We start from the raw sequence: 26520 nt of genomic DNA on the forward strand, positions 1-26520 counted from the left end.
GGGTGCGCATTAATGCGCACCTGGTCGCCATAAATGGCGACCCTACGAAAATGTGGTACGATCGGTGAGGAATTGAATATCGAAGTTATGCACCTCGCGCGCCAGCTTCAGCAGCGCCTGCGCGGCACGATCGGTGGCAATCGCCCCGCGTTCAGCATCAGCTGCTGCGGCATTGCCGGTGGTGCCCGAAAGGTGCAGATCCTGCGCCATCCAGCCAAAACCAATGCCGCCTTCCGGGGTTAAAATCCCACCAGTCGCTTCAAGCGCCACCGAAGTGGAAACGAAATCAGCAGCGTGCTGCATCTGCACCAATTCAGGGTGCAAATGCAGCATCATGCTGGTTTCCGATTCACCACCGTGAATGCCGTGATTGAGTTCATGCGCGCTGTAAAGGTCGGAGGCATCAATGGTGCGGAACCAGCTGGCGCTAACGGCAAACATGCCCAGTTCGATGCGTAGCTGGCGACAAACGATTTCCATCAGCTGCGGCTGCCCGCCATGCGAGTTCCAGAAAATCAGCTTACGAATTCCGGCGCGCCAGGCGCTTTTCGCCACCTCGAACCACACTTTGCCCAACACGTCATACGGTAGTGAAAGGGTGCCTGGATAGGCGAGATGTTCATCCGATTTACCAATCGGCAGCGCAGGTAACACCAGCAGCGGGAGATCGTCGGGCAACAATTCCACCGCACGTTGAATAATCCCGGCGTTGATGGCGGCATCCACACGCACCGGCAGATGTGGCCCATGTTGTTCAACTGCGCCAATCGGTAGCACGGCGACGATGTTCGCCATATCCAGTTCACTGAATTCCCGGGTAGAGAGATCCCACCACCAGGGCGAAGACGGTTTGAGCATGTTTACCTCCATTTTTTACTCCAACATAGCGGGTTGGCAGTGCAATGGAAGCAACAAAATTCGCGCTTTGCGTTGCTTTTTAGGCATTGGTCAGAAGGAGGTCGCCATGAATGGCGACCCTACGAAGCGGTGTTACTTCTGATTCTTACTGGTGAATTCCTGGTAATTCTCTTTGGTCACCGTTTGATATGGCACCCAGTTAAAGGCTTCGGTCTTTTTACCGCTCAGCATGTCGTAAGCCACATCGACTGCACCGGTTGCTTGACCTTTCGCATCCTGGAAAATCGTCACCGCCATTTTGCCGTTCTTTATAAACTGCAAACCATCCGGCGTGCCGTCGATACCGGCGACTAACACATTGCTTTTCTTCAGCTGATCGAGCGCCATAATTGCCCCGATCGCCATTTCATCGTTATTGGCGATGATGGCATTGATGTCATTACCATCCTGCAACCATGACAAGGTTTTATCGACCGCTTCGTTGCGCTGCCAGTTGGCGCTCTGTTTCTGGATCACTTTCAGGCCGGGATGATCCTTCACATAATCTTCAACCGCTTTGGTGCGCTGACGCGCTTCTTCAGTGGAAAGGGCGCCCATCAGAATCGCGATATTGCCTTTGTTATCCATCCGCTTGGCTAACGCTTCGATTTCCATCTTGCCGCTTAATGCCGAGTCGGAACCGACGTAGGCCATTTTGCCCGTTAGTTTTACTTCGGGTTTACGGTTCACGAAGATCAGCGGGATATTGGCTTTCTGCGCAGCGGCGATCACTGGCATCACGCCTTGCGTATCCACCGGGTTGATGATGATCGCGTCCGCACCCTGATTGATGAAATCATCCACCTGCTGAATTTGCAGGGACACATCACCTTTGGCATCGGCAAACTGGCTGTTAAGCCCTTTGTCTTTGAGCTGCTTTTCCATCTGACTACGCAGGATGGAAACGAAATTGAGATCGAGATTAGCCAGAGCGACGCCAACCATATAGGTTTTCGCCTGGGCAGTGAACACACTGAGCAAACCGCAGATAAGCATTACTACCTTGAATAATTTCATTTTTTTATCTCTGTAGGGGAGGTTTCTATTATTTTGCATCCGGGTGCAAAATCAGCGAGATTGCTGCCACTGATTGACATCATGTTCACAAGGACAACGCGATGTGCTGTCTTCACTCTCTGGTACGGTTGAAAAATAGTCAACGCAGCAAAAGTCGATTTCATCACCACGATCACAAAATCATCACCATTTGCACCCGAGTGCATAACAAAAATGCAACCGGGTGCAAAGTTTGCGAAAGTCGCCTCTTGCTAACGTGGGAAATCGCTCTATGCTCACTTTTTGCCAGGTAAATTACGGAAGGAAGCCGATGACGAGAACAGTGAAAAAGGCCACGGCCAGCGATGTGGCCATTCTTGCGGGCGTGTCGAAATGGACGGTATCGCGTGCGTTTATGCCTGGCGCTTCGATTTCCGAAAAGGCGCGCGAGAAGGTGATGCGCATCGCTAAAGAGCTGGGATATCGCCCCAATTTGCTGGCGCGCAGCCTGGTGAAGAAGAAGACGCATATCATTGGCGTGGTGATCGATGAACTGAAGAATCCGCATACGCTGATGATTCTGAATGAAGCCACGCAGCAGCTGCAACGCCGTGGTTACATGGCGCTGATCCTCAACATCACCGATGGCGAACCGTATCGATCGGTGATGACGCAGGCGGATCAATTGCAGATCGACGGCGTTCTGTTTCTCGGTACGGTGCTTTCGGCGCAGCTGATTAATCTGGTGGAGGATATGTACAACATTCCGCTGGTGCAGCTGTGCCGCAATACGCATGCGCAGGGCATTGATGTGGTGGCGATTGATGGTTATGCCGCCGGTAAACAGATCGCCGAACTTTTGCTAGCGCAGGGCGCGCAGCGTTTTGGCTTTATGCAAGGTCCGGATACGCCGACGTCTCATCTGCTGCGCAAAGAAGGCTTTGAAGCGACGATTCAACAAGCGGGCTGCCAGATTGATGTGCTGCTAAAAGCAGGCTGTTACGATCGCGCGCGCAGCTGGCAAGCGATGAGCGATTATCTGCAACGGCCGGACCCTGTGATTGATGCGCTGTTCTGTGAAAACGATGTGCTGGCGCTCGGTGCGATGGAAGCAATGCGCGCCGCGCCGAATATGCCTAAGATTGCGGTGGTGGGATTTGATGATATCGAAGAAGCCAGCGCGCCAGGCTGCCAGCTCACCACCTTTAGTCAGCGTATTGATTTGCTGATCGCCGAAGCGTTGAACCGCTTGATTGATGGTCGCGAGAGTGCGGATGAGCGTTGGCGCCACGGTGAAATGCGTGTGCGCCGTTCGCATTTGAGGTCGCCATGAATGGCGACCCTACGGCGTAAACTTACTGTTCTATGCTGGTCAGCAGCGCATTCTGGATAATTCTTTGCGCTTTCAGTGGGTTTTGCTCGCGCTGTGCTTCCTGTAATGCGGCGATATCCAGCTTATCCAGCGCGCGATAGATATGCTTGAGGAAACGAATCGAGAGATTGGCGGCTTCTACATGATCTTCGCGGAACGGGAATTGATCGAGCTGCCACACGCCGTCCCAGTTGTTGATCTTCAGTACATAGAAGAACTCAAAAATCTCGGTCATGTGCACGGTGCCGACGACCAGATCGTCATCCCAGCCGCGCAGGTTGTCGTTGACGTCCATACCAAACAGGCGGCCGCGATCGATAATCAGCTGGGCGGAATCCGCTGGCGACTCCCCAGCAAACAGCGCATGCCCGAAATCCAGCAATACGCCGACGTTATCCAGGCCAATATCCTCGATGCCAAGCAGAGTACGCGCGGCCGAATCCCAGGTCATTTTCACGCGCGGTTCACGCGGCTTGTACTCAATAGCAAATTTGACGTCCGGATTGGCGCTCGCCAGTTCGCGCATGCCATCCACCGCCATCTTCCACAAGTTTTTATGATCGACCTGGAACGGATAATCCCAACCGTCCTGACCTGGCCAGACTTTCACGTAGTTAGCGCCCAACTCACGCACCACGGTGGCCGCTTCATGCATCAAATCAAACGCCTGTTTACGAATGGCGGCATCTGGATTGGTGAAGGCACCGCGTGAGAAGCGGCGCAGATAGATTTCCGGGGTCACGCCAATCGCTTTCAGTCCGGCATCGGCCAGCGCTTGTTTCACCTGCGCGACCGTTACGCCTTCGGTAAACGGATAGGGCACATCAACGTAGGAAAGGTCTTCAACGCTGCCAGCGAGTTTGATCTGATCAAGGGTGCTAAGTGCCGGTCCGTAACCATCTACGGCGTAACGATCGATATAGTTGGCAAAGTGCCACAAGCCGGCACCGAATTTCGGATACGTGTAGGAACTCATTCGACCTTCTCCTCAGATGATTGCATTCGTGAATATATATTCGCATTGGATTATATATTCCATTCTGCGCCTCGATGTGCGCACTTAACCAGCAATCAATGGAGGAAATGCAACCACAATCACACAAATTTTGCTCGCAACCGTAGGGTCGCCATTAATGACGACCTGGATTTGTGCGCAATTTGAAAGCAAAGGGGAAATCAAAAAAGAAAGGACTAACCAATAAACGAAAATACCGAATAACTCTTTCCCGAGAAATCAAACTCAGCAACCACGCTCATGCCCATATTCACATGCGCTTTAAGTGAGGCGACATTATCATTGCGAATGAACAACACACCTTCTTTTCCTGCCACACGTGGACGTAGTGCAGCGAACATCTGTTTAGCTAATCCCTGATTTCGTGCCTCACTACTGACGCAAATAGGGCCATATAAAAATGCGTTATCGCTGCCGGAATAACTGGCGAGCATAGCTTTAATAATCGGCATGTCAGCGTTTTTGGTTAATGTCGAGGTCATTAAAAATCCCAGCACCTTATCGCCAGAACGTGCAACGATCACCGGCATTTCAGCCATCATCTCAGCAATTACCGATTCTGGAAGAGCAGCGGAGAGCGTGCCGTTATTGGCAGCGAGATTCTGTTCCTGTAAGTACGAAATTCCCTGGATATCTCGGCTTGTCCCGACACTTATTTCAATTGCATTAGTGTTCATATCAATCCTTTAAAGGCGTTCATTTTTTAAGAATCGTCCGATCGGAAATGTCCTACAAATCTATAGGACGCGTCAGACTAATCCTTCCAGTGCGACTTCCTTATAGTCCTCTTCAACAAAATCCTGCATGCCTCATACCGTTGCGAGGCGCTAGAAAATAGAGAAGAGAAACTGGAATGAATAAAGTTTATCGCGTTATCTGGAATAGTTCACAGCGTTGCATGGTGGTGGTTTCTGAACTCGCGAATAGTCGCGGCAAAAGCAACAATACTGCCGGTATTATTCCCGCAGTCGTTCGATGCCCAAAAATGCTGCAGCTGATAACGGCTGGCGGATTATTGGCAGTCAGCACCGCAGGCTATGCATCCAATCCACAGGTTGTTGATAACACAACGGCAACTTTCGAAGGTGAAACCGTCATGACGGCGCGTGCCGAGTCGGCGATGATCGTTAAGGGCTCAGCCGCTAACGCTATTTTTGATAATGGATTTATCAGTGCATCTGCACCTACCGCGAACGCAGTGCAAGTGCAGGATGGCGCGACTTTTGATGTTCGTAACAGCACCATGCAAACGTTCCAGACGCCTACGATGACGGTTTTGGGTGGCTCAACAGCGAAAATAGCCAATAGTGAGCTATCAACTATCTCAGGATCTGCGGCTTTAATTGTCGGAGAAAATAGTACGGTAACTGGCAATGACGTGCGCATCACCAGTAGCAAAGATGGCATGTTAGTTGACAATGCCAGTGTGAAAATCAGTGGACTTAATATTCACGCAACGGGTACCGGCGGCGGTACAAACACAGCAATCACGGCCACCAACGGCAGCTACATCGATCTTAATACGGCGACGTTGTTGACTGAAGGTGTTGGCGGGCATGGCATCTATGCCAGTGCTAGCGATATTAGTGCCACCAATATTGATATTACGACGACCAATGCCAGCGCACGTGGCGTACTGGCAACAGGTAATGAGACTCACGTTACGTTGAACGGGGGTTCCATCAACACGCAGGGTGCCAATGCTCATGCTATTCAGGCAACTCTGGGCGCGTCCGTTGATGTCAGCAATATGGATCTTACGACAACCGCAATGCGACAGGCTGGCGACAATGGCGCTGCAGCTATTTATGCCGATCGCGGTGCTTCTGTAAAAGCCGATTCCCTCAATCTAACCAGCGCAGGCAATGCCATCTGGATTAACAACGCGCGCGTCGATGCTAACAATCTGCACATCACGCAGAAATATGACGCATACGGTCCGATGATTTGGGGCCTGGCGAGCTCGCAACTGAATCTGACGAATAGCGTGTTAACGCTGGGTGAAGGTATGTCAAAGTCGCAGGGTATCTATGTTGATGCTGGCACGGCAAACCTTGACGGTGTAACTATCACCGGTAACAGCGGCGGCACCGGCATTACCACCCGTTACAATGGCACCTTGCATGCCAACAATCTTGATATCGCCATCAATAACGCTGACAACGACTATGCTGCAGGACTTTATCTCAGCCGTGGTTCAAGCCAGACCGCTGCAAATGTTAGCAACTCTAAAGTAGTCGTAAACGGAAGCAATGCGGCTGGTATTCGCTCTGACGTTGGCGCGGTGCAAACGGTGAATCTCACCAACACCTTGATTGCCTCGGATAACGTGGCAGCCAAAGCCGATGCGAGCTCCGCGCTGCTCATCAATGCCGATGCGTCGACACTGACGGGCAAAACGCTGATTCAAGGCGGCACAGCCAACAGCACCAATGCTGTTGTTGGTTTTATTCGGCTGAATGCCACCAATGGTTCACAACTGTTGGGCGATGCGGCAATCGACAAGCTTTACACCCGCGATAGCCTGATTGCGCTGGACAATGCCTCAGCATGGCAAGGTGCGGCAAAAGGCTTGCATCAACTGACGCTGGATAACGGCAGCCAATGGGCAATGACTGAGGATTCTGATGTCGGCAGCATCAATCTGAAGAACAGCCAAATCGTCTTTATGCACAACGATAGCGGTTTCAGGGAGCTAACCGTAGACGGTGATTTTAATAGTGACAACGGTACGCTGGTAATGAACAACGTGCTGGCTGGCGATGAGTCGCCGCACGACCAGTTGGTGGTAAACGGCAATACATCTGGCAACACGCAGGTTGTGATTAACAAAGCGGGCGGCAACGGTGCGCAGACCTTGCAAGGTATCGAACTGATTTCTGTTGCCGGTGAATCAAATGGCGAATTTAACCAGCAAGGGCGTATCGTCGCAGGTGCCTATGATTACCATCTGCAACGTGGAATCGACAGCAACAGTAAGAACTGGTATCTGGTGAGCGGCGAAACGCCGGTTACTGCACCCAATCCCGATCCGGTAGGCGGCGATGGCGACATTGGCGGCCCAGTAATTACGCCTCCGCCAGCAGGGAAAATGGCGCTACGTCCTGAGGCCGGCAACTATATTGCTAACATCGCAGCCTCCAATACGCTGTTTAACCTGCGCCTGCACGATCGCGGCGGTGAAACACAGTATGTTGATGCCCTGAGCGGCGAGAAAAAAGTCACCAGTCTGTGGATGCGTAATCTGGGCGGCCATCAGCAGGTGCGTGACAGCTCCGGGCAGCTGAAAACCGAAACCAATCGTTATGTCCTGCAACTGGGCGGCGATCTGTTAACCACGGACAATCTGCACCTTGGCGCTATGGCGGGATATGGCAACGCGCGCAGCAACACCGATTCGAACGTGACCGGTTATCGTTCTCAGGGCCATACCACCGGTTATAACCTCGGCGTTTACGGTACCTGGTATCAGCAGCCTGAACAGCAAACCGGTGCCTATGTGGATAGCTGGTTGCAGTACAGCTGGTTTAATAACAGCGTCAATGGCGATCATTTAAGCGCCGAGCGCTATCAGTCACGTGGTTTCACCGCCTCGCTGGAAAGCGGTTATAGCTGGAAACTGGGTCAGGACAGCTATAACAACAGCTACTTTATCGAGCCTAACGCGCAGTTTATCTGGATGGGCGTGAAAACTGATGATGTGACTGAAGCCAATGGTACGCGCGTCACTAGTCAGGGCGATGGCAACGTGCAGTCACGTTTAGGCGTCCGCGCCTCAATGAAAACAGCGGGCGAAAACGGTCAGACGGTGTTCAAACCTTATCTGGAAGCCAACTGGATCAATAACAGCAAGAACTTTGCCACCTCGCTGGATGGCGTGAAAGTAAGCGCGCAGGGCGAGAAGAATGTTGCTGAGCTGCGTGTCGGTGTTGATAGCCAACTGCGTTCCAACCTCAATTTGTGGGGCAGCGTTGGTCAGCAGGCAGGTAATAATCACTATCGTGATACCAGCGCGGCGATTGGTGTGAAATTGAGCTTCTAATCGCAATAATGCTCAGTAACGTACCGGGTGAATTTCACCCGGTTTTATCGCTGACAGTAATAGTTGTGAAAACCAGGTTAATCTTAACGGTAATAGATACGGTTAATGTTTGATTGCAAAGGGGCTAATGATGGCCGTACAGGATAGGCTGGGCATGTCGGGAACCAGCAAAATAGTGACGGCGCTCATTGTCGACGATCATCCGGTGGTACGAACAGCGGTGGAAATGTTACTCACGCGAGAGAACATTGAGGTGATTGGCAAAGTTGCAGATGGCGCTGAAGCACTGCAGATGATGCGAAATTTACAGCCGGATTTGGTGATTCTGGATATAGCTATTCCTACCATCAATGGACTTGAAGTGATTACCCGTGCTCGGGCCGCCAGTATGGCAGTTAAAATCCTGGTGTTTACTTCTCAGAGTGCCGCTTCGTTTGCTGGCCGCTGTCGCCGAGCCGGCGCGTCGGGTTTTGTGGAAAAAACGGAAACCTTAGAAGACTTACTGGATGCCATTCGCGCCGTGCGAGCGGGCTACACCTTTTTCCCGGCTGAAGATTTCCTGCAGGTTGAGACGTTGCAAGCTTCATCGCATACGGAGAGTGAAAAACTCGCCACGCTTACCGATCGCGAAATGATGGTGCTGATCTACCTCGCCAAAGGTTATAGCAACATCGAAATCGCCAATGAACTGACGTTGAGCAATAAAACCATCAGTACCTACAAAACCCGATTGCTGACGAAACTCGGAGTCAAAACTCTGGTAGATCTGATTGTTATCGCCAACCGCAATAATCTGGTGGGCTAATCGCGCGTTATGGCTAACTCCCTGAAAAAAATCGGTCTTGCTCTGCTGCTGTTTACTTCATGCTATGTGCTGAATGAAGCGATGGTCTCAGCCGCCGAGCAGGTATTAAACCTTAAACTGCTGAGCCGTTCTCCCCAGCTCAATCATCTTCCGTCACAAGGTTTTAATGCAGAACAGCAGCAGTGGCTGGCGACCAAACCGCAACTCACCGTTGGCATTGCCAGGCCTTCATATCCACCTTTTACCATTATCAACAATCATGCGGAGCTGGAAGGGATTACGGCAGACTATGTGGGACTTCTGGCGGCCATCATCAATAAACCGGTAAAAATCCGTCTGTTTTCCAGTCAAAAAGCGGCGGAAGAAGCCCTGAACGCTGGCACGGTGGATTTGCTGGGTTCCGTCACCCAATTTGATAATGATGGCAACAAGGTCGTGCGCACTGAACCTTACGCCAGCGAACAGGCTATTCTGGCGATGCGCAGCAATAACAGCCGCACGCTAAGCAGTGATTTGGCAGGCGAACATATCGCGATGGCCAGCGGTTATCTGCCACTGGAATGGGTTCAGCGACAATATCCGCTGGCCAGTATCCAAACCTATCCTAGTTATCAGCAAGCCATTGGCGCGGTGGCGTTTGGTGATGCCGACGTATTCCTTGGCGATCTTTATCCGATCAGCCGAAATTTTATTAATAATATTCGCGTGGTTAACTTCGCCGATTTCCCGGCCAAAGATCTCGCGTTTGGCGTGCGATCGACTCATCCGCTTTTACAGCAAATCGTTAATATTGCGCTGCAGGAGATTAACAATGAAGAGCGATTAAATATTCTGCAGCGATGGCATGTAGGTCGTAGCGCCAGTGTATTAAATCAGCAGATATTCCAACTGAGTGATGCAGAAAAACAGTGGATCAAACAACACAACAAAGTGCGTGTCGTCGCCATTGATGGTTTTGCGCCGCTGACCTTCACCGATGACGAGGGTAATTATCGCGGCATCACCGTCGATATGCTGGCGCAAATTCGTCTGCGCACCGGACTCGATTTCGAAATGGTGAGCGCGCGTGATGTCAGCGAAATGCAGGCCATGTTGAAAAATAATCAGGCCGATATGATTGGTGCATTAACGCCAAGCACAACTCGCAAAAATGACCTGATGTTCAGTCGCGCCTATTTTACCAGCGCCTTCGTGATGGTGGTGCGTCAGCAGCCCAATGCCGCGCGTAACCTGAATGAGCTCAATGGTAAAAAGCTGGCAGTAATCAATGGCACCGGCATGGCGACCTATATTCGCAGTCGCTATCCGTTGGTGAAACTGGTTGATGCCGCCAGCGCCAGTGATGCGCTGGCGATGTTGAATCGTGGCGATGTCGATGCCGCAGCCAATACGCTCGCTAATTCGGAATATCAAATCGCGCGTTATTATCGTAATCGCATGCGCATCAGCGCCACGCTGAATGAATCGCCGGCGTTTCTCTCGTTTGCCGTGCCGCCGCAATCACCAGAACTGCTGAGCATTATCGATAAAGTAATGCTCAGCATTCCGCCAGATGAAATGGATGTCATCGGCAATCTGTGGCGTCCAAATAACATGGTGTCGTCAGATAATTTCTGGCGCGAGAATCGCATCTTTATTTACAGCGCTGTAGCATTTGCCACGGCGCTGATCTTAGTGTCATTGCTTTGGGCTATTTGGCTGCGCCGGCAGATTCGTATCAAAATACGCGTGCAGCGCGAGTTGAACGATCAGCTGGAATTCATGAACGACATGATTAACGGCACGCCGAATGCGACCTATATCCGCGATGCCAGCGGCACATTAACCCAATGTAATGACAGTTATCTGCAATTTCTCAATGCCACGCGTGAACAGGTGATTAATCAGTCGCTGTTTAAACGCGATGTTTTTCACGATAAGCAGCAGAACAGCCAATATATTCAGGACTTTTATCAGGTGCTGAGCAGCGGCACGCCCATCTTTAAAGATCGTACCTTTGTGCATGCTTCCGGTGCGGAGAAAACGATTTTTCACTGGCTGCTGCCTTACCGCGATGCCAGCGGCAATGTGAAGGGCGTTATTGGCGGCTGGCTGGATGTCAGTGAGCGGCGCGTATTACTTGAAGCGCTGAACGAGGCCAAAGAGCAAGCCGAGGACGCTAACCGCGCCAAAACTCAGTTCCTCTCAACCATGAGTCATGAGATTCGTACGCCGCTCAATGCGGTAATCGGCATGCTGGAAATGGCGCGGAAATCAGCAGATAAAAATCGGGTGGATCATCAGGCGTTAGACGTCGCTTTTAGTTCGGCGAATGAGCTGGTGGAGCTGCTCGGCGATATTCTCGACATCGCGCGCATTGAAGCCGGCAAATTAACGCTGCAGCCAGAGCGTTGCAACGTGCAGGCACTTTGTCAGTCGGTGGTGCGCGTGTTTTCCGGCATGGCGGCGCAGAAAAACCTCGATCTGCATCTGTCCGTTGATCCGCAAACCGGGCCCGCGCTGTGGCTCGATCCGCTGCGCTTTAAACAGATCCTCTCCAATCTGATTGGCAACGCGATCAAGTTCACCGCCAGCGGCAGCGTGAGTGTGGATGTCAGGCTGACACATCATGAACGTTGGCAGATTACCGCCACCGTACGCGACACCGGAAAAGGCATTTCTCTCGCCGATCAGCAAAAACTGTTTACGCCGTTTAGTCAGGTGGGACAAAACGGCGAGCAGATAAAACGTGGCACCGGTTTGGGTTTGACCATCTGTAAAACACTCTGTGAAAAGATGGATGGCGATATTCAGCTGCACAGCGAACTGGGTAAAGGCAGCGAAATTGTGGTGCGCGTGATGGCGGATGCGCTACCGGATGACATCGCTGAGGCCACGACAATTGCTGAGCTGCCCGCCGAGCATAGCAGCGTTCCGCTACGCATCCTTATTGTTGATGATTCCAGCGTTAACCGTCTGCTGTTAACTCGTCAGCTGCATTTCCTCGGTCATCAGGTAATTGAGGCGGAAGAGGGCGCGCAGGCGCTGGCAGCATGGCATCAGCAACCCTTTGACGTGGTGATCACCGATTGCCGCATGCCGGTGATGGATGGTTATCGACTCGCACAGGCGATTCGTCGTGAAGAGCAGCAGCGGGATCGGTCACGCTGTATGGTTTTAGGTTTTACCGCCAACGCCTTGCCGGAAGAGCGCGATCGCTGCCGTGAAGCCGGCATGGATGGCTGCCTGTTTAAACCCAGCACCTTGCAGGATCTGCAAAACTGGCTCGGTAAGGGCGTGCTGCAAAGCGCGAATGAGGGAGTATTACAGCTGGCGGCGGGCGATGAACAGTGGAGCGCGCAATTACGGGCAGAATTAATTGAAAGCTATCAGCAGGATATCGTGGCATTGACGGTCGCGCTGAGTAGCGACGATCGCGAGCAACTGCGTGAACTGGCGCATAAGATTAAAGGCAGCGCTGGCATTACCGGTGCGAGCGCGCTGGTAGCGAAATGTGTTGCGCTGGAAGAGAACTGCGAGGATGAATCGATTTCACGTGCGGTTTTGTCCGCATCAGGGCGTGAGCTGCTGGCGGAGATTCGGCTGGAGATCGCGAAGAACGGTGGTCGCCATTAATGGCGACCCTACGTTGATTACATCTTTGCTTGATAACCCATACGGCTTAACCGGCTAAATAACTCTTTATTATTGGCGCAGTTGAGTTTGCGAATAATACTTTGCCGATGATGGCTAATGGTTTTACAGCTGAGATGCAGTTTATGCCCGATATCGGTGAGATTGCTGGTTTGTCCTAGCATGCGCAATAAGCCAAATTCACGCGGTGAAAGGGTTTGTTTGGTGCGGCGAACACCAACAGCAAACTCCGCAGACGACGGCAAACCTAATACAGCATCTGAAAGCTGTTTCAGGCTGCATGTTTTCGACAGAAAGGTAATGCCAGGCAGCACGCCAACCACATAGCTGATTACCGCTTTCTCATGCAGATCGGTCAGCACAATAATTCGCGTTGCCGGAGATGAACGCTGCACTTTGAGTAGCAACTCGGTGAAGTACTGCACATCGCGGCCATAAGCGGTTAATTCGCTGATAAGCACATCGGTTCCTGCTACTTTGCTTAACGCTACGTCCACATCGTCACTATCAATATTTTTAATCTGAATGAATTTCCCGGCAAAATAACGTGAAATCCCTTCAGTAATCCATTTGTTATTGTCTATCAGCGTTAATGACAACATAGTTATCCCCATCCTTATTATGTTGTCATTAAAGCGCGATTGAGTTGCGATAAATATCGGACAGGGGAAGGGAGGTTTGTATGAAATTTCCTAAATTCATTTTTGCGCATTTTTAGGGCAGATGCTGCACCAACAGCTCACCTTTTACTCTTTTTCCTACGTACTTGACCCCGCAAGTCTCAGCCCAAAGAAAGAAAATTCCGATGAAAAACCCACGAATTCCTCGCGTTAAGAAATATTGCTAGCAATAAAGCTAGAGTGGCATATCCCTTGCTTTACTCCTTACATCGCAAGATGTGTTCAATCAGGAGGCCGTTATGTCATCGCCGCAGGTTATGTGGGATATCGCCAGCCATCAGCGTTACGCCTACAGCTCAATCGAACATCAGGTATTGCCCGTCTGGCCAAAAGGCAAAGGTCTGGCGCTGTATATCGCCATGAATCTGGAGCATTTCGCGTTTGGCTTGCCGGAAGGCGCCAAGCTGTCGCAAGGGGCGAATCGTCTCGACGTACTGAACTATGCGTGGCGCGACTACGGAAATCGGGTGGGCGGTTGGTATCTGGCCGATCTGTTTGCCGAACTGGCTATTCCGCCAGCGGTGATCGCCAACACAGCGATCATCGATTATTGCCCGCAGCTACTGGATCGCTGGATAAGCCTGCCCGGCAGCGAACTGATCGGCCACGGTCATACTAACTCGCAGCGTCAGGGCGAACTGAGTCGTGAAGATGAGTTTGCGCTGATCGCCCGCTGCCAGCAGCGACTTACCGAGTATCAGCAACGTCCGGTGGCGGGTTGGCTGTCGCCGTGGATCTCCGAAAGCCACGACACGCCCGACTTACTGCGCCAAAACGGCTTCAGCTACACGTTGAACTGGGCGCATGACGATCGTCCGGTCGCGCTGCAAACTTCGCACGGCGATCTGCTGTCGGTGCCGTATCCACAGGAGATCAACGACATTCCCACCATCATTCCTAACGGCACCTCGATTGAAACCTTCTGCAGCATGATCGAAAGCCAGTTCGCCGAGATGAAACTGCGCGCCGAACAGCGCCCGCAGGTGATGGGCATCGCGTTGCATCCTTACATCGTCGGTCAGCCGTTCCGGCTTCATCATTTACGGCAGACGCTAAAGAACATTATCGCGCAGTGCGAAGACGTATGGATTACCACGCCAGGCGAGATCGCCGCGCATTCACTGAACGTAACCAACAACGTCGCCTGATATCACTGGAGAACAGCATGACCGCAGCATTAACAGCAGTAGAGATCGTGAAAGAGTTTCTGGCGGCGTCGATGGCGCCGGATCCAGACCGAGCCGCAGCGCTGATGGCAGCGGATGTGGTCATCACTTTTACCGGCAAGCGCGTAATGCCCACCGTGCATGGCGTCACCGCGTTTAACGCTGGGCGCTATCAATGGGTGAAAAAGCAGTTGGGCGATTTTGACTGGATGGAGAAAAGTCCCGGTCATGTGGTGGTTTACTGCACCGGCTTTCTTTATGGCGTTTGGCCGGATGGACGTGAATTCGCCGGTAATCGCTACCTCGATCGCTATGAAGTGATTGCAGGGCGCATTACAAAAATGGATGTGTGGAACGACAGCGCCGAGTGGATTCTGACGCCAGAGCTGAATCAGTCACCACGTTAATAACAAACAAATCAACTGGCATTGGCTTTGCATGCATTGCTAGCAATAACCTTAGCAAACTAATGAGAGATCAATGATGAAGCAACTTTTTCTATCGTTGTTAGTAGCAGGTTCGTTAGGTGTGGTCAGTCACGCGGCGCTGGCGGAGAACGTGGTGCGCTGGGCAACCGATGCCGATATCCCGACGCTGGATCCGGATGCCTACGCATCCACCAAAGCGCTGACCTTTCAGAATCACATTTATGAATCGCTGGTGCAGCGCGATAACGATCTGAAAATCCAGCCGTGGCTGGCGCTGAGCTGGCAGCAGATCGATGACACCACGCTGCGCTTCAAACTGCGCGAAGGGGTGAAGTTTCATAATGGCGACGAGCTAACGTCAGAAGATGTGGTGGCGTCAGTGGCAAGGGTTACAGATCCGGCTTCGGGTATTCGCGCAAACGCCTCAATCATTAAAGATGCAGTGGCGGTCGACAAATACACCGTGGATATTCATCTGGTGAAGAAAACCGGCATCGCCATCAATGAGCTGACCGGCGTGATGATCATGGATAAGAAGTGGCTCAGCGAGCATAACGCGCTGAAGCCTACCGATATCAGCCAGGGCACGGAAGGTTACGCCACCAACAATACCAACGGTACCGGGCCGTTCATTTTGCAGAGCCGCCAGCGTGATACGCAGATGGTGCTGGTACGCAATCCCAACTGGTGGAATGCCGCTGCCGGCACCACCAATATCGATAAAATCATTTTCAAACCGATCTCGTCTGATGCCACGCGCCTCTCTGGCCTGCTGGCGGGTGAATACGATTTGGTGACCTCGGTACCGTTGCAGGATATTCAGCGTCTGCAAAACAATCCTGCCGTGCAGCTGCAGGTGAGCCCGTCGTTACGCGTTGATTATCTGGCGCTTAATATGCGCGACACCCTGAATGCCAAAAACGCCAAAGCGGAGAATCCGCTAAAAGATATTCGTGTGCGTCAGGCGCTGTACATGGCGATCAATCGCGAGGCGATCACGCAAAAAGTGATGCGCGGTCTGACCAAGCCGACCAACAACTATCTGGCGCCGGATATTCCGGGTTATGACGCTAAAGCGGGCGTGGATTTTCCTTACGATCCGGCGAAGGCAAAAGCGCTGCTGGCGGAAGCCGGTTATCCGCAAGGCTTCAACCTCAACTTTGATTGCCCGGAAGGCACTTACATCAACGCCGCGCAATGGTGCCAGGCGGTGCAGAGTTACTGGTCGAAGATTGGCGTGAAAGCGGCGCTGAATGTGCATCCGGCCAGCGTCTATGACCCGATTCTGGTTAATGGCCGCACGGATGTCGGCGTACTCGGCTGGGCCAACCTGCCAATCATGGATCCCTACAGCGTGGCGGTGCAGTTGCTGCACACCAGTAACGGAAAAAGCCTCGGCACCTTTAACATCCCGCGCTACAGCAATCCGGCGGCAGACAAGCTGATCGACGACTCGGTCGGCGAGCTGGATAACACCAAGCGCATTGCCATGCTGAGCCAGGCCGTCGCGCTGGCGAATAAAGATCTGCCTTATCTGCCGATGCACTTTGAACCCACCGTTTGGGCGATGAGCAAAAAACTGACGCTGAAACAGACGCCAGATAATGTCCAGCGCCTGTGGTACGGCAAGGTTAGCAACTAAATCTACGAGGTCGCCATGAATGGCGACCCTACGGGAGGCCGTTATGGTGTTTTTTGTGCGCAAGTTACTGCAGGCATTTATGTTGCTGGCGGGTGTGGCGCTGCTCTCTTTTATTCTGTTTCAGTATCTTGGCGATCCGGTGGCCAGCATGCTGCCGGAAAGCGCCACAGAGGTGGAGCGTGCCGCGCTGCGCACCAGCCTTGGCCTCAACGATCCGGTGATTGTGCAGTTTTGGCACTACATCACGCGCCTGCTGCACGGCAACTTTGGCATCTCCTATTACAACCAGGTTTCGGTGTTTCAGCTGATCATGGAGCGCCTGCCGGCCACGCTGGAACTGGTATTTGTATCAGTGGTGATGGCGATGGCCATCGGCTTTCCGCTCGGGGTTTGGTCGGCCATTAGCCGCAACAAACTGCTGAAAGAGGGCGTGCAAATCCTGTCGCTGATTGGCGTTTCGCTGCCGTGGTTTCTCACCGGCATCATCCTGATTATCGTGTTTTCGGTGTGGCTCGGCTGGTTTCCCTCCAGCGGTCGCGGTGAAGTGGTGAAAATCGGCTTCTGGAGCACCGGCTTTCTTACCGCATCCGGATGGCATTCGATCGTGCTGCCGGCACTTTCGCTCGGTTTGTCGATGGTGACCATCATCATGCGTCTGATTCGCACCGAGATGCTGGAAGTAATGAAGTCCGATTACGTCAAATTTGCCCGCGCGCGCGGCATCGAAAACTATCGCATCTGGTTTCGTCATGCGCTGAAGAACGCGCTGCTGCCGGTGGTAACGGTAATTGGTTTACAGATTGGCGGTTTGATTGCCTTCGCCATTGTGATTGAAACCGTCTTCCAGTGGCCGGGCATGGGCTTGCTGCTGATTCAGTCGATCAACTTCGTCGATGTACCGGTTCTTTCCGGCTATCTGCTGTTTACCGCCCTGATTTTTATCGTGATCAACACGCTGGTTGATCTGTTGTATTACCTGATCGACCCGCGCATGCGGGTTCAGTAAGGAGTTGCCATGATTAACGATAATGTCCCGTTACGCCGTCGTACTCGCCTGGCTCAGCAGTGGCGCGCCTTTACCGATAGCGATCTGCTGTGGCTGTTCTGGCGCAGCAAAAGCACGGTGGTGGCCTTCACTTGCTGCCTGCTGATTTTGCTCTGCTCGCTGACCAGCCACTGGATTGCGCCACACAACGTGTTCGATACCACCACGTTTGACCTGATGGATTCGGAATTGCCGCCATCGTGGATGAGCGGTGGCGACGCGCGTTTCTGGCTGGGAACCGATGTGCAGGGGCGCGATATTTTGTCGCTGATGCTCTACGGCCTGAATATCTCGCTGATTATTGGCGGGATCAGCGTGCTGTTATCGGTGCTGCTCGGCGTGGCGCTGGGCGTGTTAAGCGGCTATTTCGGCGGCTTAGTGGACACGCTGATCATGCGTTTTGCCGATGCGATGCTGAGCATTCCCACCATTATGTTCACGCTGCTGGTCAGCGGTGTGGCGCGCGTGGTGATCCCAAAAGAGCTGATGGGGCACTTTGCACCGGCTATTCTCACCGGCGCGATTGCGCTAACCGGCTGGATGCAATACGCCCGCACGGTGCGCGGCTTGACCATGCTGGAGAAAGGGCGCGAATACGTGATGGCTTCCCGCATCAGCGGCGCCAATCATCTGCATATTATGCTGCGCCATATCGTGCCGAACGTGCTGCGTCCGGTGCTTGTGATGGCAACGCTGCATCTGGGCGTGGCGATTCTGACCGAAGCGACGCTCTCGTTTCTTGGCGTCGGCATGCCGCCAGATCAGCCTTCGCTAGGCACCTTAATCAATGAAGGTAACCAGTATTTGTTCTCCGGACAGTGGTGGATTGTGGCTTTCCCTGCCGCGCTGCTGGTGATCCTGTCTCTCTCATTCAACATGCTGGGCGATTGGTTGCTGGACGCCCTTAACCCGAAATTACGATAGGAGCCTCAGAATGCAGCCAGCCAACGAGACGTTATTGGACGTCAGAGATCTCAGCATTGAGTTTCTCCATCGCAAGGGCAATTTGCAGGCGATACACCATCTGTCGCTCAGCATGCAGCCGGGAGAAGTGCTCGGCATGGTCGGCGAATCCGGCGCGGGGAAATCGCTGACCGGCGCGGCTATCAGCGGCCTGTTGCAGGAGCCCGGCCGCGTTAAGAACGGTGAGATTTGGTTTCAGGGCCAGCGTATTGATAACCTGGATGATGATGCGCGTCGCCAACTCCGTGGCAAAGCCATCAGCTGTATTTTTCAGGATCCGCTCACCAGCCTCAATCCGGTGCTGACCATTGGTCAGCAACTGACTGAAACCATCCGCACCCATTTACCGCTCTCGGCGGCGCAAGCCAGTGAACGCGCCATCAACCTACTCACCGAAGTGGGGATGAGCAGCCCGGCGCAGCGTATGCATCAATATCCGCATCAGCTTTCCGGCGGCATGCGGCAACGTGTGGTGATTGCGCTGGCGCTGTGCGTGGATCCGCAGTTAGTGATCGCCGATGAGCCCACCACCGCGCTGGATGTGTCAGTTCAGGCGCAGGTATTACGCGTGCTCAAGCGTCTCTGTCAGCAGCACGGCACCGCAGTAATGTTAATCACCCATGATATGGGCGTGGTGGCAGAAGTGTGCTCGCGAGTGGCGGTACTTTACGCCGGTCGCATCGTCGAAATGGGGCCAGTGGAAGAGGTAATTCGTTCGCCCAAACATCCGTATACGCGTGGCCTGATTAACTCGATTCCCTCGATGCGCGAACGCCATGAGTTTCTGGCACAAATCGACGGTGCAATGCCACGCCTTAACACGCTGCCGGGCGGCTGCGCCTTTCATCCTCGCTGTCCGCATGTCACTGAGCGCTGCCAACGACAACAACCGGAGATGCAGTTTAGCCATTTGTCACAAATCGCCTGCTTTTATCCGTATGGAGAGACGCCATGAAAAGTGAAAAAGCGCTGCCGCCGGAAGTATTAAGCGTGCGCGATCTGCACATTCGTTTTCAGCTCGGACGCGAAAAGCGGACTTCGCTGTTGCGGCGCGGAGCGAAGCGCGAACTGCATGCGGTGCGCGGCATCAATATCTCTATCCGCCAGGGCGAAACCTTTAGCATTGTCGGTGAATCCGGCTGCGGAAAATCCACCATTGCGCGGGCGCTGGCCGGGCTTTATACGCCATCAGAAGGCTCGATAAAATTTGCCTGGCAAAGCGAGGTAAGCGATAGCCACAGCGCGCAAAATGGCACCCAGATGATCTTCCAGGATCCCTATGCCAGCCTCAATCCGCGCTGGCGCATCGGACGTTCACTGGCCGAGCCGTTAGTGCTGAGTAAAAAGGTCGGCAGTACGTGGCAGGCAAGAAGCTATTGCGGACAACTGCTGGAGCAGGTTGGGCTTTCTGCTAACGATCTGGATAAGTTTCCCCATGAATTCTCCGGCGGCCAGCGTCAGCGCATCTCGATTGCCCGTGCGCTGGCCACGCAGCCAGGCTTTCTGATTTGTGATGAACCGACGTCGGCGCTCGACGTTTCGGTGCAGGCGCAGGTGTTAAATCTGATGCGTCGTTTGCAGCAACAGCACGGGCTGACCTACTTTTTCATCAGCCATAACATGGCGGTAATTTCCCACATCTCCGATCGGGTTGGCGTGATGTACCTTGGCCGTATCGTGGAGCAAGGCACGGTGGAGGAGATTTTTTCTCGTCCCGCCCATCCTTACACGCGTCTGCTGATTGCCGCGATTCCACAGTTCGATAATCCCTCGACTGAACGTGAACCGATCGTCGGCGAAGCGCCCAATCCGATGTCGCCGCCGCTCGGTTGTGCCTTTGCCGCCCGCTGCAGCCACGCCCAGCCGCTGTGTCAGCAAGCTATGCCGCCGGTGCATGATCTGTCTGATGAGCATCAGATTGAGTGCCATTTCCCTGCGGCCGTCGCCGCAGCTTAATCATCACAAGGAGATCGCCGATGGAAAGTTTGTTAATTCAAAATGTCATGTCGTTTGATGAAAATCAGCCCGTTGATCTGTTGCTCGAAAATGGCGTCATCGCGGCGCGTGGCCACCATTTGCCGGTGCCTGCAGGCGCAAAAGTCATCGATGCCAGCGGTATGCAGGTATTTCCTGGCTTAGTAGATGGCCACGCTCATCTCGACAAAACCTTGCTGGGACGTGACTGGTATCGCAACGAAGTGCCGCGCAATCTGGCGGCGATCATCGCCAACGAACGTGATTATCGCCGCGAGCAGCAGCCCGATCCGCAGTTGCAGTCAGAACGTATCACGCGTCGCGCCATCGCGTCAGGCACCTCATTTATTCGCACCCATGTCGATATTGATAACGAAACCGGACTGGCGAATCTGGAAGGTGTGCTGGAAACACGGCGTCGGCTGGCCGATCAGGTGGATATTGAGATAGTGGCGTTTCCGCAAAGCGGCATCCTGCAAAGTCCCGGCACCGAAGCGCTGCTGGATCGCGCGCTGCAGATGGGCGCTGAGCTGGTGGGCGGCTTAGATCCCTGTTCATACGATAAAGATCCGGTACGCCATCTGGAGATCATCTTCGAGCTGGCGGTTCGTCACGGCAAAAAAGTGGATATTCATCTGCACGAACGCGGTGAACTGGGGGCGTTTAGCCTTGAGCTGCTGATTGATTTTACCCGCCGCTATCAGATGCATAATCGCGTCACGCTCAGCCACGGCTTCTGTCTCGGCATGGTCGAACCGGCGCGCCAACAGCAGTTTGCCGAAGAGATGGCGGAGCTGGGAATGTCGGTTGCAACAACCGCACCGGCGGATATCGCGGTTCCGCCTTATGAATTGCTCACCGACGCTGGCGTGGCGTTTTGCGCTGGTAATGACGGCGTGCGCGATACCTGGAGCCCGTACGGCAGCGGCGATATGCTGCAACGCGCGGTCACCATGGGATTGCGCTATCGCTGGCGTCAGGATCGGGAGATTATGCGCGCCGCGCACACCATTACCTTTGGCGGAGCTCGCGTGATGGCGCTGGACAATTATGGTTTGCAGCCCGGCAATCGCGCCGATTTAGTGTTGATTCCCGGCCGCAGCATGGTGGAAGCGCTGGTGGAGTTGCCGCGCGACCGTAAGGTGATCAAAGGCGGCAAACTGATCGCTGCTGACGGGGAGTGCCTGTTCTGATGAGCGAAAAAGTAATCCGACTGCGCGCCGCGTGGGTGGTGGGCTATCGCGATGGCGATCACTGCCTGCTGGCGGATGGCGAAGTGGTGTGGCAGGGCGAACGCATTTTGTTTGTGGGTTTTGATTATCCTGGCCAAGTGGATGAAGAGATTAACGCCGGGAATTGTCTGGTGGGGCCGGGATTTATTGACCTCGATGCACTCGGCGATCTCGATACCACCGTGCTGGCCTTCGACAACCAGCCCGGATGGAAAAAAGGGCGCATCGTTGCCGCTGACTGGCAGCGCCGCGATCTCTACAGCCGCGAGCAGCTCAACTTCGCCAAGCATTATGCCTACAGCCATTTGCTGCTTAACGGTATCACCAGCTTTGCGCCCATCACCTCGATTCTCTATCGCGAATGGGCCGAAGATGTTGATGAATACCTGTATGCCGCAGATGTGGCCGAATCATTAGGCGCGCGAGCATGGCTGGGACCGGCTTTTATGGCGGGCTACTACGCCAGCGATGAACAGGGACAATTTTCGTGGATAGGCAACCGCGATCGCGCGAAAAAGGGGTTGGACGATGCGGTGAAGTTCTATCAGCGTCTACAGCAGCGCGGCGTTTCAACCTTAACCGGCATGCTGGCTCCCGACAGGATCGAGGGCGGTGATGCCGTTTGGCTGAAAGATTTAGGTGACATTGTCACGTCACTCGCCTGTCCAACGCGGCTGCATTGTTGCCAGAGCGAGCTGGAAGTGCGGGAAATCGCCCGTCGCTATCAAGGGCGCAGTTCGCTGCAAGTACTGGCTGACAATGGTTTACTCAACCGCCACATGTTTTTGCCACACGGCCAGTTTCTCGGTGGATTGAACGCCGACGCAGCGCGTGTAGCAGAGGACATCGCGCGGCTGGCGCAGTCAGGTGCTTCAATCGTGGCTTGTCCGCTGGTATCCGGTCGCCACGGCAAATATCTCGAACATTATCCGGCGCTTAAAGCCGCTGGCGTTAATTTGGCGCTTGGCACCGATACGTTTCCCGCCGATATGTTCACCAATATGCAGATGGGCGTGGTGCTAACGCGCGTGGTCACCGGCGATATCTCAGCGGCCAGCGCCGCCGATTATTACCGCATGGCAACCTTGGGTGGCGCACAAGCGTTGGGACGCGATGATCTTGGCCGACTGGCGGCTGGATGTCAGGCCGATATGATGATGGTCAATCTTGATCAACCCGCGCTGGGACAAGTGTTCGATCCGATTACCACGCTGGTATTAAATGGCAATGGCCGCGATGTCACCGGCGTGATTGTGGCTGGACGCAAAGTGGTGTGGGATCGCGAACTGATCAACAGCGGTCAGAGCGCAGCAGCGTTGCATGCCGCATCGCAACAGGTGTTTTCGCACATTATCTCAACCTATCCCGAACGAACCGTTGGGCATCCTCCGGTTGAGGAGATCGTTAGCTCCTCATTTCCTCGCGTGAACAAAGGCGTAAACCATGACTGATCACTACTTGCTCACCAACGTCAGACTTGAAACCGGGTTTATCGAAATTAACGGCCATATTCAGGGCACCCAATGCGATCTCTTCACCATAGAAATCAAACGCGGGCAGATAATGGCGATTCACGGGCAGAGCGAGGTGCAAAGCGCGCTGCCACAGCGTGATGCTGGCGGCATGCTGATGCTACCAACGTTGCGCGATATGCATATCCATCTCGATAAAACCTTCTACGGCCGCGCATGGCGAGCGGCAAAACCGAATAACGAGCAGGATATTTTCCAGATGATCGCGCTGGAACAGCAGCTGTTGCCGACGCTGCTTGGCGATTCGGTCGAGCATGCGCAGCAGTTAATCGCCTTGCTGATGAGTAAAGGCACCACGGTGATGCGCAGCCACTGCAATATCGATCCGGTCAGCGGGCTGCGCAGCCTGGAACATCTGTTGCGGGCGTTAGAAGCCTTTAACGGGCAAATAGCGTGTGAAATCGTGGCGTTTCCGCAACACGGTTTACTGCGTTCTGGCGTTACCTCACTGATGCGCGAGGCGCTGGCGCTCGGCTGCCATTGGACCGGCGGACTCGATCCTTCAAAAGTTGATGGAGATATGGCGCGATCACTCGACACCATGCTGAGTCTGGCGCATGAGAGTGGCACCGGCGTGGATATTCATCTGCATGAAGCCGCCAGCACTGGCATTGCCTGTATTGATTATCTGTTGAACGCGCTGGAACATGCGCCTGAACTGCAAGGGCGAGTGACACTCAGCCACGCTTATTGTCTGGCGCAAATCAGTGATGTTGAGGTGCAGGCGCTGGGTGAACGCATGGCCGCGCTGGGCGTGATCCTGGCGTCTGGTTTGCCGCTGGGCAAAAATGTGATGCCGCTTCCGCGGCTAAAACAGTGTGGCGTAAAACTAATGACCGGCACCGACAGCGTCATCGATCACTGGTCACCCTTCGGCACCGGTAGCATGCTGGAGAAAGCCAATTTATGGGCGCAGCTGTATGGACGCGGCAGCGAATTTTCACTCAATCGAGCGTTGGCGATTGCCACCGGCGATATTTTGCCGCTGGATGAGCAGGGCGCGCGTATCTGGCCGCTGGCTGGCGACGAGGCTGATTTTATCCTGATCAGCGCCAGTTGTTCCGCTGAAGTGGTGGCGCGTCAGCCAGCAATTTCAGCCAGTTACTTCCGTGGCCAGCAGGTTTACCGCGCATAAATGATGTATATTTCGGGGGACTAATATGACCGATACAGGATTGAGTATGGGCGCGAAGCAAACCCCCAGACAAAAAGAGATCGCTCGCATCTATGAGTCGCTTACCATGGCGATTGCCCAGCACAAGCTGCGCCCCGGCACGCGTTTAATTGAGGCGCAGATTGTCGATGCGCTGAAAGCCAATCGCAACCATGTGCAGGCGGCACTGCAGCGCATGGCGTTGCAGCACATCGTCACCATCGAACCTAATGTCGGCGCGATTGTCGCGCAGCCGTCAGCCACCACCGCGCGTGAGATCTTCACCGCCCGCCATGCCATTGAATCGGCCATAATTGCCTGCATTACACCGCAAAAAATGACGGCGTTTGCCGTGCAATTGCAGCAGCAACAAAAAGAAGAACATGAAGCGATTCACAGCCAGGAACGGCAGCGCGTTGTGTATCAGCTTGGCGCCTTTCATCTGCTGCTGGGCAAAATCGCCGATAACAAAGTGCTGGAAGATATTCTCAACAATTTGATGGTGTTAAGTTCGTTGATTGTGATGCTGTATCAGCGTAACGAGATGCCGGTTTGTCAGTGTGACGAGCATCAGCACATCATTGATGAACTGATCGCCGGAAATACCGCTAAGGCGCAGCAACTGATGCGCGATCATCTTATTGAGCTGGAGCAGCAGCTGGATATTTCTGAAGCGTCACCGTATGCCATGACGCTAGTGCAAGCTCTTCATAAAGCGGAGGAATAATGGAATTAGAAACAACCCGACTGCGGCTGGAACCCTTTGAACTCGCGCATTTTGACGGATTACGGGCGATGGAAAACGACCCGGAAATTATGCGTTATATCAGTAATGGCGTGGTTAAAACGCCAGAAGAAACCCTTGCGAGCATTGAACGCGTTCAATCGCGCTGGCAGCAATATGGTTTTTCCTGGTGGGCGATGCGGGAAAAAGAGTCTGGCGAAATCGTTGGTGCGTGCTGCCTGCAGCATTTAGCCAATCAGGATGGTGCGCCGTTGGAAATTGGCTGGCGTCTTAATGCTAATTATCACGGTAAAGGTTTTGCCACAGAAGCAGCGCAGGCGATGGTTAAGTTTGCGGTTGAACATGTCGACGTTAAATATCTGGTCGCGGTAGCCGATCCTGATAATGCCGCTTCGCAAAAGGTGATGCAGCGGCTGGGCATGACCTACAAAGCGATTGAGCAACATTACGATGTGCCTTGCATGGTGTATGAGCTGCATATTTAGGCATTCATGAACAAGTGCCATCAACAATTTATGACATATTCCAATTCTGGTGATTTCACAGGAATGGAATATGGAACAGCACGATATTGGTTTTAGCCACATAGCGCTACAAGTGAGAGATTTAGAACGAAGCGTGGATTTCTATCAACGTTACGCAGGGATGCAGGTGATCCATGAGCGCGCACCAGGCATTGCAGAAGCGCAAAAAGTCGCATGGCTTTCTGATTTAACACGTCCGTTTGCGCTGGTGCTGGTGCAATCTCAAACCACGGTGGATACGCCTTTGGGGCCGTTTGGTCACATTGGCGTTGCGTGTGACAGTAAAGAAGAGATTGATGCCAAAGTTGTTTTGGCAGAACGCGAAGGCGTGTTACGCCGACCCGCGCAGCAATCATCCGCGCCAGTCGGTTATTGGGCATTCTTCGCCGATCCTGATGGCAATACGCTTGAGCTTTCATACGGCCAACAGATTGGCCTTGAGATTATTACCAGCCGCCTTGGCGCGGGTGTTTGATCAGAGCGTCACTCGAAAGGGTGACGGTTGATATAAGGCTTGGGCGAGGTTTGAGTACGCTTTCAGATAGACTATTTAACATAATCATGATTATGCGCACTAATTATGTGAGTGCTATTTGATAATGTCACTTTTTAGCTAGTTCATAATGTCACCCAGATATGGCGCTTTTGCCACCTTTTCTGGGAGATCTCTGCTGAT

The 26520-nt window shown here is 53.3% G+C and carries 22 protein-coding genes; 17 read left to right on the forward strand and 5 right to left on the reverse strand.

The window, feature by feature from the left end; all coding sequences use genetic code 11:
- Positions 1-42 precede the first annotated feature (42 nt).
- Entirely contained in the window at positions 43-858 is an 816-nt protein-coding gene (locus tag FHW71_RS19540) for a creatininase family protein (RefSeq protein WP_179452613.1), read from the reverse strand.
- A gap of 132 nt (positions 859-990) precedes the next feature.
- Entirely contained in the window at positions 991-1914 is a 924-nt protein-coding gene (locus FHW71_RS19545) for a substrate-binding domain-containing protein (protein WP_179452612.1), read from the reverse strand.
- 310 nt (positions 1915-2224) lie between these two features.
- Here FHW71_RS19545 and FHW71_RS19550 point away from each other — a divergent pair, with 310 nt between their 5' ends.
- On the forward strand, positions 2225-3226 hold the full coding sequence (locus FHW71_RS19550) for a LacI family DNA-binding transcriptional regulator (RefSeq protein WP_179452611.1): 1002 nt from the start codon (positions 2225-2227) through the stop codon (positions 3224-3226).
- A 22-nt stretch (positions 3227-3248) separates the two neighbouring features.
- Here the strand turns inward: FHW71_RS19550 and FHW71_RS19555 are convergent, their stop codons facing one another.
- Together FHW71_RS19555 and FHW71_RS19560 are read right to left on the reverse strand one after the other, a co-directional pair.
- A complete protein-coding gene (locus tag FHW71_RS19555; RefSeq protein WP_179452610.1) occupies positions 3249-4241 on the reverse strand; it encodes a sugar phosphate isomerase/epimerase family protein in 993 nt (330 codons plus the stop codon).
- Between the two features lie 215 nt (positions 4242-4456).
- A complete protein-coding gene (locus FHW71_RS19560) occupies positions 4457-4957 on the reverse strand; it encodes a GNAT family N-acetyltransferase (RefSeq protein WP_179452609.1) in 501 nt (166 codons plus the stop codon).
- A gap of 176 nt (positions 4958-5133) precedes the next feature.
- On the opposite strand from FHW71_RS19560, the gene FHW71_RS19565 reads away from it, so the two are divergent.
- The 3 genes from FHW71_RS19565 to FHW71_RS19575 all read left to right on the forward strand — a co-directional run bounded on the left by FHW71_RS19565 (position 5134) and on the right by FHW71_RS19575 (position 12742).
- Positions 5134-8322 (forward strand): autotransporter outer membrane beta-barrel domain-containing protein, encoded by a 3189-nt coding sequence (locus tag FHW71_RS19565; protein ID WP_179452792.1) that lies wholly within the window; start codon positions 5134-5136, stop codon positions 8320-8322.
- Between the two features lie 154 nt (positions 8323-8476).
- Positions 8477-9127 carry a response regulator transcription factor gene (locus FHW71_RS19570; RefSeq protein WP_154157119.1) on the forward strand — a complete coding sequence of 217 codons (651 nt, stop codon included), beginning with the start codon at positions 8477-8479 and terminating at the stop codon, positions 9125-9127.
- 9 nt (positions 9128-9136) lie between these two features.
- Positions 9137-12742, forward strand: coding sequence for a transporter substrate-binding domain-containing protein (locus tag FHW71_RS19575; RefSeq protein ID WP_179452608.1), 3606 nt, complete (start codon positions 9137-9139; stop codon positions 12740-12742).
- A 17-nt stretch (positions 12743-12759) separates the two neighbouring features.
- Here the strand turns inward: FHW71_RS19575 and FHW71_RS19580 are convergent, their stop codons facing one another.
- Complete coding sequence (locus tag FHW71_RS19580; protein ID WP_179452607.1) at positions 12760-13362, reverse strand: LuxR C-terminal-related transcriptional regulator; 603 nt, start codon at positions 13360-13362, stop codon at positions 12760-12762.
- A gap of 317 nt (positions 13363-13679) precedes the next feature.
- On the opposite strand from FHW71_RS19580, the gene FHW71_RS19585 reads away from it, so the two are divergent.
- The 13 genes from FHW71_RS19585 (at position 13680) to FHW71_RS19645 (ending at position 26319) form a co-directional block, all read left to right on the forward strand.
- Positions 13680-14588 (forward strand): polysaccharide deacetylase, encoded by a 909-nt coding sequence (locus FHW71_RS19585; protein WP_154157116.1) that lies wholly within the window; start codon positions 13680-13682, stop codon positions 14586-14588.
- A 17-nt stretch (positions 14589-14605) separates the two neighbouring features.
- Entirely contained in the window at positions 14606-15013 is a 408-nt protein-coding gene (locus tag FHW71_RS19590; protein WP_179452606.1) for a nuclear transport factor 2 family protein, read from the forward strand.
- Positions 15014-15089: 76 nt separating this feature from the next.
- Positions 15090-16676 (forward strand): ABC transporter substrate-binding protein, encoded by a 1587-nt coding sequence (locus tag FHW71_RS19595; RefSeq protein ID WP_179452791.1) that lies wholly within the window; start codon positions 15090-15092, stop codon positions 16674-16676.
- Between the two features lie 43 nt (positions 16677-16719).
- Positions 16720-17682 carry an ABC transporter permease gene (locus FHW71_RS19600; protein ID WP_179452605.1) on the forward strand — a complete coding sequence of 321 codons (963 nt, stop codon included), beginning with the start codon at positions 16720-16722 and terminating at the stop codon, positions 17680-17682.
- 9 nt (positions 17683-17691) lie between these two features.
- Positions 17692-18645 (forward strand): ABC transporter permease, encoded by a 954-nt coding sequence (locus FHW71_RS19605; RefSeq protein ID WP_154191324.1) that lies wholly within the window; start codon positions 17692-17694, stop codon positions 18643-18645.
- A gap of 10 nt (positions 18646-18655) precedes the next feature.
- Positions 18656-19639 (forward strand): ABC transporter ATP-binding protein, encoded by a 984-nt coding sequence (locus FHW71_RS19610; protein ID WP_179452604.1) that lies wholly within the window; start codon positions 18656-18658, stop codon positions 19637-19639.
- On the forward strand, positions 19636-20640 hold the full coding sequence (locus FHW71_RS19615) for an ABC transporter ATP-binding protein (RefSeq protein WP_179452603.1): 1005 nt from the start codon (positions 19636-19638) through the stop codon (positions 20638-20640). Before FHW71_RS19610 ends, FHW71_RS19615 begins: the two co-directional genes overlap by 4 nt.
- A 20-nt stretch (positions 20641-20660) precedes the next feature.
- Positions 20661-21851, forward strand: coding sequence for an amidohydrolase family protein (locus FHW71_RS19620; RefSeq protein WP_179452602.1), 1191 nt, complete (start codon positions 20661-20663; stop codon positions 21849-21851).
- Entirely contained in the window at positions 21851-23341 is a 1491-nt protein-coding gene (locus FHW71_RS19625; protein ID WP_179452601.1) for a chlorohydrolase family protein, read from the forward strand. Before FHW71_RS19620 ends, FHW71_RS19625 begins: the two co-directional genes overlap by 1 nt.
- On the forward strand, positions 23334-24557 hold the full coding sequence (locus FHW71_RS19630) for an amidohydrolase (protein WP_179452600.1): 1224 nt from the start codon (positions 23334-23336) through the stop codon (positions 24555-24557). The genes FHW71_RS19625 and FHW71_RS19630 overlap by 8 nt, the downstream gene beginning before the upstream one ends.
- 46 nt (positions 24558-24603) lie before the next feature.
- Positions 24604-25302, forward strand: a complete 699-nt coding sequence (locus FHW71_RS19635) for a GntR family transcriptional regulator (protein WP_008106189.1) — start codon at positions 24604-24606, stop codon at positions 25300-25302.
- Positions 25302-25805 (forward strand): GNAT family N-acetyltransferase, encoded by a 504-nt coding sequence (locus FHW71_RS19640; protein ID WP_179452599.1) that lies wholly within the window; start codon positions 25302-25304, stop codon positions 25803-25805. Before FHW71_RS19635 ends, FHW71_RS19640 begins: the two co-directional genes overlap by 1 nt.
- 70 nt (positions 25806-25875) lie before the next feature.
- On the forward strand, positions 25876-26319 hold the full coding sequence (locus tag FHW71_RS19645) for a VOC family protein (RefSeq protein ID WP_179452598.1): 444 nt from the start codon (positions 25876-25878) through the stop codon (positions 26317-26319).
- Positions 26320-26520 lie beyond the last annotated feature (201 nt).

This window comes from Enterobacter sp. Sphag1F (genome assembly GCF_014193275.1).
Taxonomy (GTDB): Bacteria; Pseudomonadota; Gammaproteobacteria; order Enterobacterales; family Enterobacteriaceae; genus Pantoea; species Pantoea symbiotica.